The sequence below is a fragment of the Streptomyces sp. NPDC021093 genome (genome assembly GCF_044333135.1).
Classification (GTDB): Bacteria; Actinomycetota; Actinomycetes; order Streptomycetales; family Streptomycetaceae; genus Streptomyces.
Genome location: NZ_JBIRQJ010000016.1, coordinates 98,174 through 110,832 on the forward strand (window position 1 = coordinate 98,174; position 12,659 = coordinate 110,832).

Sequence of the window (12,659 nt, forward strand, 5' to 3'; positions counted from 1 at the left end):
GGAAGCTACCCCTCAAGCTCCTTCAGCTCCCGCGCATGATCCAGCTCCGGCAGCTCCAGCGCGTCCCACGGGACCTGCCGCATACGCAGGTCTCCCCGGATGCGCTCAGCGAGCTTCCTGGTGTCCCGCCGGTTCATCACGGCGCCCACGGCCGCACCCACCATGAACGGCATCAGGTTCGGCAGGTTCCGCACCATGCGCTTCATGATCTGCTGGCGCAGCTCGCGCTTCATCTGCCCGCCGAGCGCCACGTTGAGCGTGGTCGGCTTGGTGATGTCGATGCCGCGCTCCTCGGCCCAGGAGCCCAGGTAGGCGATGGTGCGCTGCTTGAGGTTGCCCGGCGGCCGCTGTCCGTAGACCTCGTGCAGCTCCGCGATGAGCTTGAGCTCGATCGCGGCGACGCCGGTGATCTCCGCGGCCAGTTCGGCCGGCATGGCCGGCGGTACGGGCAGCATCGCGGCCGCACCGATGCCCGCACCCACGGTGGAGGTGCCGTTGGAGGCACCCGCCACGAGTTTGTCGGCGAGCTGCTCGGGGCCGAGCCCGGGGAACTGTCTGCGCAGGGTCGCCAGGTCCCGGACGGGAACGCGCGGGGCGTTCTCGATGACCCGGTCGGTGAGGTGGCCGAGAGCGGCTTTCGCGCCCTCCCCGCCCTTTCGTACGCCCTGCCTGAGGGCGGGCACACCCTTCTTGAGGGCGGGTGCGCCCCGCCTGAGGGCCGCCAGACGCCGGGCCCCGGTCACGGGCCCCTTCTCGTCGCCGAGCCGGGCCGGGAGGCCCTGCTCGCCGTCATGTGCGCCGGCGGCGTCACTCAAGCTGCCGTCTTCCCGCCGGGAGGTTTCCCGCTGTGGGGCATCCCCGTGGGAGGACGGCACGAGGGCGGTGGACTCGGCGGACGCCTGTGTGGCGTCCGTCGGGCCGGTACCGCCCGGTGGTGCTTCCTGTGCCTCCGACGCCTTCTTGCGCCGGAAAGGCCGCTTCCTGAACGGTGTCGCGCCAGTCACGGCCGACCCCGTCCTAGTCGCAGTCGCGGCAGATCGGCTGGCCGTTCTTCTCGCGGGCCAGCTGGCTGCGGTGGTGGACCAGGAAGCAGCTCATGCAGGTGAACTCGTCGGCCTGTCGGGGCAGCACACGGACGGACAGTTCCTCGTTGGAAAGGTCCGCGCCGGGCAGCTCCAGGCCTTCAGCCTGCTCGAACTCGTCGACGTCGACGGTCGTGTTCGACTTGTCGTTCCGCCGTGCCTTGAGTTCTTCGATGCTGTCCTCGTTGAGGTCGTCATCGGTCTTACGTGGGGTGTCGTAATCCGTTGCCATGTCGCTCTCCCCCTCTGGGTGGTTGCGGTGTCTCCAGCGCAGTAACGCGTGAGAGGCCGGACTTGTGCCCGACCTGAGGCGGAGATTTTGCCTCACATCAAGGTCTGTTACTCAATCGACACCTCAGACGCACTCCGCGGAGTGATCGTCTTGGATGGCGATCGGGACCGTACACGGTCCGAATGTCGCACCGCCCGTGCGCCACCCCGTGTACTTCCCGTGATCTCACCCCCTGGAAACCCGGACTTTTCCCGGTTTTGCGGAGGGTTGGTGATCACGGAGAGTAGGTGGCCGGAAAGTGCGACCTGTGATCGATCACACACGGAGCCATCGGGTTTCCGTCCCGAAAATTCCGCTTAAAGCGAACGCATGGACGGCTTCGCCAAACGCCTCGGCCGGGTGTCACACCGGCAGCGTGACGCGCATGACAAGGCCGCCGCCCTCGCGGGGCTCCGCGATGATACGGCCTCCGTGGGCCCTCGCGACGCTGCGCGCGATGGACAGCCCCAGGCCTACGCCCTTGTCACTGCCCGTACGCTCCGTGCGCAGCCTCCTGAACGGCTCGAAGAGGTTGTCGATCTCGTACGCGGGAACCACTGGACCCGTGTTCGAGACCACGAGCACCGCCTGCCCCTGCTCGATCCCGGTGGCCACTTCGACCCACCCATTCTCCGCCACGTTGTACCGCACCGCGTTCTGAACCAGGTTGAGCGCGATCCGCTCCAGCAGGACGCCGTTGCCCTGTACGACCGCGGGCTCCTGCTCCCCGCGCAGCTCCACGCCCTTGTCCTGGGCCTCGCCGCGGGTCTGGTCGAGGGCGCGGCTGGCGACCTCCGCCATGTCCACGGGCTTGCGCTCGACGATCTGGTTGTCGCTGCGGGCGAGCAGCAGCAGGCCCTCCACGAGCTGCTCGCTGCGCTCGTTGGTGGCCAGCAGCGTCTTGCCGAGCTGCTGGAGCTCCACCGGGGCTCCGGGGTCCGAGAGGTGGACCTCAAGCAGGGTCCGGTTGATGGCGAGCGGCGTCCGCAGCTCGTGCGAGGCGTTGGCGACGAAGCGCTGCTGGGCGGTGAAGGCCCGCTCCAGCCGGTCCAGCATCTCGTCGAAGGTGTCGGCGAGCTCCTTGAGCTCGTCGTCCGGGCCGTCCATCTCGATGCGCCGGGACAGGTCCGTACCGGCCACGCGACGGGCGGTGCGGGTGATCCGGCCCAGCGGCGACAGGACCCGGCCGGCCATCGCGTACCCGAAGGCGAAGGCGATGACGCTGAGGCCGACGAGCGCCAGCAGGGAGCGGTTCAGGAGGTCGTTGAGGGCCTCCTGGCGCTGCGTCCCGAGGCAGGAGCGCAGCACCGCGTTCAGCTCGTTGTCGTTCCGGGCCGAGGCCAGGTCGGGGCAGGCCGAGCTGGAGAGGTGGATGGACTGTCCGCTGACCTGGAAGTCGGGCTGCTGCGTGCCGTCCCGCAGCGCCTGCGCGGTCAGCAGGTAGATGATCGACAGCAGCAGGATGCCCGCGATCAGGAACATGCCGCCGTAGAGCAGCGTGAGCCTTATCCGGATCGTCGAACGGATCCAGGGAAAGGCCTGCTCCTGGTGCCGGGGGTCCCAGGAGGGTTTCGGCGGAGCCGCCGGTGGCGCCGGTACGGTCTTCACCCGCGCCTCAGATCCGGTAGCCGGAGCCGGGCACCGTGACGATGACCGGCGGCTCGCCGAGCTTGCGGCGCAGGGTCATCACGGTGACCCGTACGACGTTGGTGAAGGGGTCGGTGTTCTCGTCCCATGCCTTCTCCAGGAGCTGTTCGGCGGAGACCACCGCGCCCTCGCTGCGCATCAGCACCTCCAGCACCGCGAACTCCTTCGGCGCGAGCTGGATCTCCCGGCCGTCGCGGAAGACCTCGCGCCGGTTGGGGTCGAGCTTGATGCCGGAGCGCTCCAGTACGGGCGGCAGCGCGACGGTGGTGCGGCGGCCCAGGGCGCGCACCCGGGCGGTCAGCTCGGTGAAGGCGAAGGGCTTGGGAAGGTAGTCGTCCGCCCCGATCTCCAGGCCCTCCACGCGGTCGCTGACGTCGCCGGACGCGGTGAGCATCAGGACGCGGGTGGGCATGCCCAGCTCGACGATCTTGCGGCAGACGTCGTCGCCGTGCACAAGGGGGAGGTCGCGGTCCAGGACCACTACGTCGTAGTCGTTGACCCCGATCCGCTCCAGGGCGGCGGCGCCGTCGTACACGACGTCGACGGCCATGGCCTCCCGGCGCAGTCCGGTGGCCACCGCATCGGCGAGCAGCTGCTCGTCCTCGACGACGAGTACGCGCACGTCGGGTCCTTCCTCTGGTGCCCTCGTGGGCAGGGGTGTGTGGACCTCCATCCTGCCCGTTTCGGCCGTAAACCGGCTGTAAGACGGCCTGTACGTGCTCTCGGGGCGCACTGCCCGCCCGGCCGGGAAGGGCGACTTCCATGATTCTCGGGGCAGTTGAGGTTTCCCTGAGGTGCGGCGCGGGGAGGACGTCAGAACACCCCGCGATCACGCCCTGTATTTGGCGCGCCACAGCCCGCTCTGTCCCTCCACGGGGACCGGTCCAGAGGGCATGCGCCGACACCGGAGGAGTGCCCGTGATCGCACTACCCTCGGCACACCCCCGTGCCACCGACCCATGACGAGGGGGCACACATGGACGCTTTCACCACCAGTCTGCTGAACCGCATAAAGGACACCGAGTCCGACCTCTTCCGGGCCCGCGAGGCCGGCGACGACTTCCTCGTGGACGTCGAGCAGGAGGAGCTGAACGACCTGCACCGGATCGCCGCCGAGCACGGAGTGGCGGTCGACGTGGCCGCCTGAGGCGGCCCACGGCTGTACGGAGGGCCCCGTTCCGGTACGTCCGGATCGGGGCCCTCCGCATGAGCCGTGCCAGGTCAGTCGTGCCAGGTCAGTCGTGCCAGGCGCCCAGCTCGTCGAGCAGTCCCTGGAGCGGTGCGAAGACGCCGGGCGGGGCGGCCACCACGAGCTCCCCCGACGGGCGCTCGCCCGGCCTGCCGCCGGTCAGGGCGCCCGCCTCGCGGGCGATCAGGTCGCCGGCCGCGTAGTCCCAGGGGTTCAGCCCGCGCTCGTAGTAGCCGTCGAGCCGTCCGGCCGCCACGTCGCACAGGTCGACGGCCGCCGACCCGCCGCGCCGGATGTCGCGGAAGCCGGGGATCAGCCGTCCGGCGATCTCCGCCTGCTTCCTGCGGCGCTCGGCGAGATAGCCGAAGCCGGTGCCGATCAGTGCCCGGTCGAGCGGCGGGGCCGGGCGGACGGTCAGCTTCCGGCCGGTGCCCGAAGGGCCGTCGCAGTACGCTCCGCCGCCTCGCACCGCACGGTACGTCTCGCGCCGCAGCGGGGCCTCGACCACGCCCACCAGCGTCTCGCCCTCGTACTCGGCGGCGATCGAGACGGCCCAAGTGGGCAGCCCGTAGAGGTAGTTGACGGTGCCGTCGAGCGGGTCGACCACCCACCGGACGCCGCTGCTGCCCTCGGTGGAGGCACCCTCCTCGCCGAGCACGCCGTCGTCGGGGCGCCGCTCGGCGAGGAAGCCGGTGATCAGTTTCTCGGCGGCGATGTCCATCTCGGTGACGACGTCGACGGAGCTGGTCTTCGTGGCGGCCACCCCGAGGTCGTCGGGGCGGCCGTCGCGCAGCAGCGCACCGGCCCGGCGGGCGGCTTCGAGGGCGACTGCGAGCAGTTCGGACTTCAGGGCTTCGTCGGTCACGGCTCTCCCAGGGGTGTTTCGGCGGATCAGGCGTACGGGCCGATCAGGCGTACGGGCTGTCGGCGCCCGCGGCGGCGGGCTTCGGGGCCCGCGCGGGGCAGCAGCCCATCGGACACAGGTCGTGGCTCGGGCCGAGCGCGCCCAGCGCACAGGGCCGCACCGCGCGGCCGCGCTCGGCCGCGGCGCGCTCCAGCACCAGCTCGCGCACGGCCGCGGCGAAGCGCGGGTCGGCGCCGACGGTCGCGGACCTGGCGACGGGCAGGCCCAGTTCGGCGGCCTTCGCGGTGGCCTCGGTGTCCAGGTCGTACAGGACTTCCATGTGGTCGGAGACGAAGCCGATGGGGACCATGACAGCGGCCGGGGCGCCCGCGCCGTGCAGGGCCTCCAGGTGGTCGCAGATGTCCGGCTCCAGCCACGGGATGTGCGGGGCGCCGGAGCGCGACTGGTAGACCAGCTCCCAGGGGCGGTCCACGACGCCGGTCGCCTCCTGCACGGCAGCGGCGATCAGCCGGGCGACGTCCAGGTGCTGGGCGACGTACGCACCGCCCCCGCCGTGGTCCTCGACCGGCCCCGAGGTGTCCGCGGCGGCGGTCGGGATGGAGTGGGTGGTGAAGGCGAGGTGGGCGCCCGCGCGCACGGCCTCGGGGAGTTCCGCCAGGGACTTCAGGACGCCGTCCACCATCGGACGTACGAAGCCGGGATGGTTGAAGTAGTGCCGCAGCTTGTCGACGCGCGGCGGCTCCAGGCCCTCCTCCTTGAGGAGGTCGAGGGACTCGGCAAGGTTCTCGCGGTACTGGCGGCAGCCCGAGTACGAGGCGTACGCACTGGTGGCGAGGACGGCGACGCGGCGGTGTCCGTCACGGGTGATCTCGCGCAGCGTGTCGGTCAGGTACGGGGCCCAGTTGCGGTTGCCCCAGTAGACCGGGAGGCCGGCCAGGCCGTGTGCGGCGAAGTCCTCGCGGAGGGCGTCGAGCAGCTTCCGGTTCTGTTCGTTGATCGGGCTGATCCCGTCGAACAGGAAGTAGTGCTGCCCCACCTCTTTGAGGCGCTCCTCGGGGATGCCCCGGCCGCGGGTCACGTTCTGCAGGAACGGGACCACGTCGTCGGGGCCCTCCGGGCCGCCGAAGGAGAGCAGCAGCAGGGCGTCGTACGGGGCCGGGTCGGGCACCGCGTCGAGCGCCGTGCCGGGCGCTGCGGCGAGCGCCGTGTCGAGGACTGCGTCGGGCTGATCAGGCATGCCCCCGATCCTGCCACCCGCCTCCTGAGCGCCCGCACCCGACACAGATCACACTGTCGGAGCGCCGTTTCGATACGTAACCTGTACGGATATCTGTACGAGCCATTTACACGTGTTGTCGGCGCCTGCCCCCGTGCGCGCCTGATCGGCGGAAACCACAGTTGTCCAGTCCCTACCGCGCCATATTCGCCGCCCCGGGCTCCAAGGGGTTCTCGGCGGCCGGCCTGCTCGGCCGGATGCCGCTGTCCATGATGGGCATCGGCATCGTCACCATGATCTCCCAGCTCACCGGCCGATACGGGCTGGCGGGCGCGCTCTCCGCGACCCTCGCGATGGCCGCCGCCTTCTGCGGCCCGCAGATCTCCCGGCTGGTCGACCGGCACGGGCAGCGGCGGGTGCTGCGTCCGGCGACGCTGGTCGCCGCGGTCGCCGTCGCGGGGCTGCTGGTCTGCGCCCAGCAGGGCGCCCCCGACTGGACGCTGTTCGTGTTCGCGGCGGGCGCGGGCACGGTGCCCAGCGTCGGGTCGATGGTCCGGGCCCGCTGGGCGGCGATCTACCGGGGCTCGCCCCGCGAGCTGCACACGGCCTACGCCTGGGAGTCGATCGCCGACGAGGTGTGCTTCATCTTCGGTCCGATCGCCTCGATCGGTCTTTCCACCGCCTGGTTCCCGGAGGCGGGGCCGCTGATCGCGGGCGTCTTCCTGGTGGTGGGCGTCTTCTGGCTGACCGCGCAGCGCGCCACGGAACCGCAGCCGCACCCGCGTCCGCGCGGCAGGGCGGGCGGCGGCTCGGCGCTGCGGTCCGCAGGACTGCAGGTGCTGGTGGCCACCTTCGTCGCCACCGGCGCCGTCTTCGGGTCCATCGACGTGGTCACCGTCGCGTTCGCCGAGGAGCAGGGGCACAAGGCCGCGGCGAGCCTGGTGCTGGCCGCGTACGCGCTCGGATCGTGCCTGGCGGGCGCGGTGTTCGGGCTGCTGCACCTCAAGGGCTCTGCCACGAAGAGGTGGCTGCTGGGTGTGTGTGCGATGGCCGTGAGTATGATCCCCCTCCAACTGGCCGGGAACCTGCCGTTTCTGGCCGTGGCGCTCTTTGTCGCGGGCCTGGCCGTCGCACCGACGATGGTGACCACGATGGCCCTCGTCGAACAGCACGTACCCCGCACCAAACTGACCGAGGGCATGACCTGGACCAGTACGGGTCTCGCCGTCGGCGTCTCGCTCGGTTCGTCCGCCGCAGGGTGGGCGGTCGACGGGATGGGGGCGGACGCGGCGTACGTGGTGTCCGTCGTGTCGGGGGCTCTCGCGGCCGCGGTGGCGTTCCTGGGGTACCGCCGGCTGGGCAGGCCGGCACCGACTCGGGGAGGGCACGGCGCCGATGAGCGAGACCACGAAGACGAGCAGTGCGTGGCATAACTGGGCGGGCAACGTCACCGCCCGCCCCGCGCGGGCGGTGACCCCCTCCTCGGTCGAGGAACTGGCCGAGACGGTACGCAGGGCGGCCGCGGAAGGGCTGAAGGTCAAGCCGGTCGGCACGGGCCACTCCTTCACCGCCGTCGCCGCCACCGACGGCGTGCACGTCCGCCCCGACCTGCTCACCGGCATCCGGCAGATCGACCGCGAGGCCTCCACGGTCACCGTGGAGGCGGGCACTCCGCTCAAGCGCCTCAACGTCGCGCTGGCCCGCGAGGGCCTGTCGCTGACGAACATGGGCGACATCATGGAGCAGACGGTGGCCGGTGCCACCAGCACCGGAACCCACGGCACCGGCCGTACGTCGGCCTCGCTCGCCGCCCAGATCAAGGCACTTGAGCTGCTCACCGCCGACGGCCGGATCCTCACCTGCTCGGAGAAGGAGAATCCGGAGGTCTTCACGGTCGCCCGGCTGGGCCTCGGCGCGCTCGGCATCGTCACCGCGATCACCTTCGCCGTGGAGCCGGTCTTCTTCCTGACCGCCCGCGAGGAGCCGATGGCCTTCGACCGGGTCACCTCGGAGTTCGACGCGCTCGTGGCCGAGAACGAGCACTTCGAGTTCTACTGGTTCCCGCACACCGGCAACTGCAGCACCAAGCGCAACAACCGCAGTCTGGGCCCCGCCGCCCCGCCCGGAAAGGTGGCCGGCTGGATCGAGGACGAGCTCATGTCCAACGGGCTCTTCCAGGTGGTCTGTTCGCTCGGCCGGGCCGTGCCGCGCACCGTCCCCGCGATCGCCAAGATCTCCAGCCGCGCCCTGTCCGCCCGTACCTACACGGACATTCCGTACAAGGTCTACACGAGCCCGCGCCGGGTGCGCTTCGTGGAGATGGAGTACGCCGTCCCGCGCGAGGCGGCGGTGCAGGCGCTGCGCGAGGTGCGGGCGATGGTCGAGCGCTCGCCGCTGAAGGTCAGCTTCCCGGTGGAGGTGCGCACCGCCCCCGCCGACGACATCCCGCTGTCGACCGCGTCCGGCCGGGAGACCGCCTACATCGCGGTCCACATGTACCGGGGCACGCCCTACCAGGGCTACTTCACCGCCGTCGAGCGCATCATGACGGCGCACGGCGGCCGTCCGCACTGGGGCAAGATGCACACCCGCGACGCCGAGTACCTCTCGGCCGCGTACCCGCGCTTCGCGGAGTTCACGGCGGTGCGCGACCGGCTCGACCCGGACCGGCTGTTCGGCAACGACTACCTGCGGCGGGTACTGGGCGACTGAGGCGCACCGCACGCCCCGAAGACGGCGCCGCGGCCTCAGGACGCGGGGGTCGCGGCCCCAGGACACGGGGCGCGACCTCAGGAGGCAGGCGCCGCGGCCTCAGGACGCGGGGGTGTTCCCGGCGTCCCCCGCGGGCGGCGCGGGTGCCTGCTGCCGCCCCTGGGCCCCTTCCGCACCGCCCTCGCGGTCCGTGCCGCCGCCTCCGTCCGCCGGGGTCTCCTTGGCGGGCGTCGTCGGCGGCGGGGTCTCGCCGCCGGTCGCGCCGCCGTTGCCCGTGGCGCCGCCGTTGCCCGTGGCGCCGCCGTTGCCCGTGGTGGTGCCGGAGCCGGTGGGGTCGGGGGTCGGGGTGGTGCCGGGGTCGGGGGACTCCTTGCCGCCGGTGGTGGTGCCCGTGCCGGGATCGGGCGACTGACTGCCGGTGCCCTTGTCGGGGGTCTGTCCGGTGCCGGGGGTGTTCCGGCCGGGGTCGGTCGTGGTGGTGGGCCGGTCGGCGGGCGGGGCCTTCTTCTCGCCGCCGCCGCGGACGAAGTTGCCCACACTGGTGCCCTTGCCACCACTGAGATCTTCCTGCGCGACCAGCTCGTACGTCGTGATCCCGCCCATCGCGACCGCGAACACCACCGCCGCCCCGATCGCCGACCGCTTCCAGCCACGCACGCGCGTGCCGTGCACGGAGGCCTCGGTGAACTCGCCGTCCGCGGGCAGGGTCCCCGGGAGCTGCCCCTCCCCCAGGCCCGTCGGCACCTCGACCGAACGCAGCACCCGCGTGGCGTCGGTCGCGCCGTCTCCGTACTGCTGCCGGCCCTTCGGCTTCGCGTGGACGGTGACCTCGCGGAGCTGCTCGCCGGTGCGCCTGAAGAAGTGCTGGAAGATCGTTCCGCCGCTGGTGGCGACCACGCTGACCACACCGGCGCCGATGACCGTTCCGTACACACCCAGCTTGGACGCCAGCACGGCCGCGACCACGGCGGCCACGGCACTGCCGGCGACCTGCGCCACGCTCAGATCGATGCGGCGCTTGGCCGGTTCTTCACCGGTATCGGGCTTCTTGTCCATCTACAGCCTCTGTTTGCCCATCCGTTCCACCTTGCTACAGGAAGGGACATTTGGGCGAAGTGAAAAGTTCCGCTTCTGCGCATTCTGTGAATCAGGACACTCGGCGGCGTCACGCCCCATCGGCGGGGACAGAAGGGGCCTCGCGAGGTTGACCCTAGGGAGGCGTAGCAACTCCCGTGCACGGGGAGAACTTCGGTGGCGCGCCGGTCCACCCATGTGGCCCGAATGGAGTACTGTGGCGAGCCCTGGATCCGGTCTCCCCCATGGGCGTCCGGACCCTTCGGGAGGGGGCCGAACGGCACTCGCACCGGCGGCGCCACGGCATCGAGCGGTACCTGCTACACAGGGTGACCAATGGTTACTTTGCGTCGACAACAGGTCACCGTGCCATAACGGCGAACCAGGGCGCAACGCCCGACACGCCGGGCAACACGGCAAGGTAGTGGCAGGCTGCACCCGGGCAGGCCACACTCGACTAGCGGAAGCAGCGACGCACGTGACGTCGGCAGGCACCACCCGGGAGGTCCCCATGCCCGAACTGCGTGTCGTGGCCGTCAGCAACGACGGCACACGGCTGGTTTTGAAGGCTGCGGACAGCACGGAGTACACGCTTCCGATCGACGAGCGACTGCGTGCCGCCGTCCGCAACGACCGCGCCCGCCTCGGCCAGATCGAGATCGAGGTGGAGAGCCACCTCCGCCCTCGCGACATCCAGGCGCGGATACGAGCCGGAGCCTCGGCCGAAGAGGTCGCCCAGATGGCCGGGATCCCGGTCGACCGGGTGCGCCGCTTCGAGGGCCCCGTGCTCGCCGAGCGCGCCTTCATGGCCGAGCGCGCCAGGAAGACTCCGGTCCGCCGCCCCGGCGAGAACGCGGGACCCCAGCTCGGCGAGGCGGTGCAGGAGCGTCTGCTGCTGCGCGGCGCCGACAAGGAGACCGTGCTGTGGGACTCCTGGCGCCGCGACGACGGCACCTGGGAGGTCCTCCTCGTCTACCGGGTCGCGGGCGAACCGCACTCGGCGAGCTGGACCTACGACCCGCCGCGCAGGCTGGTCGCGGCCGTGGACGACGAGGCGCGCTCGCTGATCGGCGAGAGCGACGACATCCCGGCGGCTCCCGAGCCGAGCTTCCCGTTCGTGCCCCGGATCGCACGGCTGCCGCGCGACCGGCCGCTGGACCGCGCCCTCGACCGTTCCCTGGAGCGGCCGCTGGACCGCGCCCTGGACCGACAGCTGGAGCGCCCGCTGGACCGGCCGTTGGAGCGCCCGGCACCGCCGGCCGCGCTGGAGGCCGACGAGGGCAGCAACGACCGCGACTCGCTGACCAGCCTTCTTGAGGCGGTGCCCAGCTTCCGGGGCGACATGGTCGTGCCGGAGCGGCCGGCTCCGCCCGCGCCGCCCGAGCCCCCGTCCCCGATCGACCTGGACGAGCAGGAGTCCGTGCCCGAGGAGCCCCCCGCGGCGTCCGCCGGTGCGGGAGCGGCGTACGCGGACGTACTGATGCCGCGTGCGGTGGCCGGCCACCGGGACCGGCTGGTCGGGACGACGGACCGGCAGGCGGAGGCGGACGGAGTCCGTCCGGGCCGCCGGGCCGCGGTGCCCAGCTGGGACGAGATCGTCTTCGGTACGCGCCGCAAGAAGCAGGAGTAGACGGCCGCTACGTCGTCATGGTGAGGGGCCCGTACGTCCGGCGTACGGGCCCCTCGTCGTGCGTACGGCTAGCGGGGTCCGGGTCCGGTGGCCACGGGGCGGGACTCGTCCGAGGACCACTCGGACCAGGACCCCGCGTACAGCGCCGCCGGGATGCCGGCGATCTCCAGGGCCAGCACCTCGTGGGCGCCGGAGACCCCGGACCCGCAGTACACGCCGACGGCGGACGCCTGGGCGGCGCCCAGTGCCCCGAAGCGGTCCTTCAACTCGGCCGCGGGCAGGAAGCGGCCGTCCGCAGCGGTGTTCTCGCTGGTGGGGGCGGAGACGGCGCCCGGGATGTGGCCGCCGACGCGGTCGATGGGCTCGACGTCGCCCCGGTAGCGCTCGGCGGCACGGGCGTCGAGCAGCAGCCCCGCGTCCGCCAGGCCCGCCGCGGCGTCGGCGTCCAGCAGTCCCACTCCGCCCGGAACTGGCCGGAAATCGCCCTCGGCCGGGGTCGGGACCTCCGTGGACAGCCCGCCCTCCCAGGCCGCGAGCCCGCCGTCCAGCACGCGTACGTCCGGGTGCCCGGTCCAGCGCAGCAGCCACCAGGCGCGCGCCGCAGCCCAGCCCGTCCCGCCGTCGTACACGACGACCGGCGTCCCCGCGGACACTCCCGCCCGGCGCATGACCGCACCGAAGTCCGCCGGGTCGGGCAGTGGGTGCCGACCGCCGGAGCCGGGGGCTCCGGCGAGTTCCGCGTCCAGGTCGACGTAGACCGCGCCGGGCAGGTGCCCGGCCTCGTACTCGGGGCGCAGGTTCGGTCCGCCGAGCTGCCAGCGGACGTCGAGGAGGACGGGCGGACGGGGTCCTGCCGACTCGCTCGCGAGGTCGGCTGCGGAGATGATGGCGTTCATGGGGGCCATCCTCGCGCAGCACCTGGCCCGCCAGGAACGGCTCTCGGGCCCGACCGTCTCGTAACGAGGTCGAAACG

At 71.9% G+C, this 12,659-nt stretch carries 12 protein-coding genes; 4 read left to right on the top strand and 8 right to left on the bottom strand.

What is annotated here, in order from left to right; translation table 11 throughout:
- Positions 1–5: 5 nt before the first annotated feature.
- From ACH4SP_RS37980 to ACH4SP_RS37995, 4 genes are all read right to left on the bottom strand, one after another.
- Positions 6–1,004 (bottom strand): hypothetical protein, encoded by a 999-nt coding sequence (locus ACH4SP_RS37980; protein WP_398422232.1) that lies wholly within the window; start codon positions 1,002–1,004, stop codon positions 6–8.
- Positions 1,005–1,017: 13 nt separating this feature from the next.
- Positions 1,018–1,314 carry a DUF4193 domain-containing protein gene (locus ACH4SP_RS37985; protein WP_185026814.1) on the bottom strand — a complete coding sequence of 99 codons (297 nt, stop codon included), beginning with the start codon at positions 1,312–1,314 and terminating at the stop codon, positions 1,018–1,020.
- Between the two features lie 402 nt (positions 1,315–1,716).
- Positions 1,717–2,961: a sensor histidine kinase gene (locus ACH4SP_RS37990; RefSeq protein WP_398422235.1), complete on the bottom strand. Its 1,245-nt coding sequence runs from the start codon at positions 2,959–2,961 to the stop codon at positions 1,717–1,719.
- 7 nt (positions 2,962–2,968) lie between these two features.
- Positions 2,969–3,622 carry a response regulator transcription factor gene (locus tag ACH4SP_RS37995; protein ID WP_185026810.1) on the bottom strand — a complete coding sequence of 218 codons (654 nt, stop codon included), beginning with the start codon at positions 3,620–3,622 and terminating at the stop codon, positions 2,969–2,971.
- Between the two features lie 354 nt (positions 3,623–3,976).
- On the opposite strand from ACH4SP_RS37995, the gene ACH4SP_RS38000 reads away from it, so the two are divergent.
- The gene (locus tag ACH4SP_RS38000; protein ID WP_398422237.1) at positions 3,977–4,147 is read left to right on the top strand and encodes a hypothetical protein; all 171 of its coding nucleotides are present in this window, start codon (positions 3,977–3,979) and stop codon (positions 4,145–4,147) included.
- Positions 4,148–4,235: 88 nt separating this feature from the next.
- Here ACH4SP_RS38000 and ACH4SP_RS38005 read toward each other — a convergent pair whose 3' ends face one another.
- Positions 4,236–5,054 (bottom strand): inositol monophosphatase family protein, encoded by an 819-nt coding sequence (locus ACH4SP_RS38005; RefSeq protein WP_398422239.1) that lies wholly within the window; start codon positions 5,052–5,054, stop codon positions 4,236–4,238.
- Between the two features lie 43 nt (positions 5,055–5,097).
- Entirely contained in the window at positions 5,098–6,291 is a 1,194-nt protein-coding gene (locus ACH4SP_RS38010) for a ferrochelatase (RefSeq protein WP_398422241.1), read from the bottom strand.
- Between the two features lie 161 nt (positions 6,292–6,452).
- Here ACH4SP_RS38010 and ACH4SP_RS38015 point away from each other — a divergent pair, with 161 nt between their 5' ends.
- Both ACH4SP_RS38015 and ACH4SP_RS38020 read left to right on the top strand, forming a co-directional pair.
- Positions 6,453–7,703, top strand: coding sequence for an MFS transporter (locus ACH4SP_RS38015; RefSeq protein ID WP_398422243.1), 1,251 nt, complete (start codon positions 6,453–6,455; stop codon positions 7,701–7,703).
- A complete protein-coding gene (locus ACH4SP_RS38020) occupies positions 7,666–8,982 on the top strand; it encodes a D-arabinono-1,4-lactone oxidase (protein ID WP_398422245.1) in 1,317 nt (438 codons plus the stop codon). The genes ACH4SP_RS38015 and ACH4SP_RS38020 overlap by 38 nt, the downstream gene beginning before the upstream one ends.
- A 99-nt stretch (positions 8,983–9,081) precedes the next feature.
- On the opposite strand, the gene ACH4SP_RS38025 is transcribed toward ACH4SP_RS38020, so the two are convergent.
- Positions 9,082–10,038: a hypothetical protein gene (locus ACH4SP_RS38025; protein WP_398422247.1), complete on the bottom strand. Its 957-nt coding sequence runs from the start codon at positions 10,036–10,038 to the stop codon at positions 9,082–9,084.
- A 529-nt stretch (positions 10,039–10,567) separates the two neighbouring features.
- Between ACH4SP_RS38025 and sepH the strand changes: the two genes are divergently transcribed.
- Positions 10,568–11,686 carry a septation protein SepH gene (gene sepH / locus ACH4SP_RS38030; protein ID WP_398422249.1) on the top strand — a complete coding sequence of 373 codons (1,119 nt, stop codon included), beginning with the start codon at positions 10,568–10,570 and terminating at the stop codon, positions 11,684–11,686.
- Between the two features lie 68 nt (positions 11,687–11,754).
- On the opposite strand, the gene ACH4SP_RS38035 is transcribed toward sepH, so the two are convergent.
- Positions 11,755–12,582, bottom strand: coding sequence for a sulfurtransferase (locus ACH4SP_RS38035; protein WP_398422251.1), 828 nt, complete (start codon positions 12,580–12,582; stop codon positions 11,755–11,757).
- Positions 12,583–12,659: the final 77 nt, after the last annotated feature.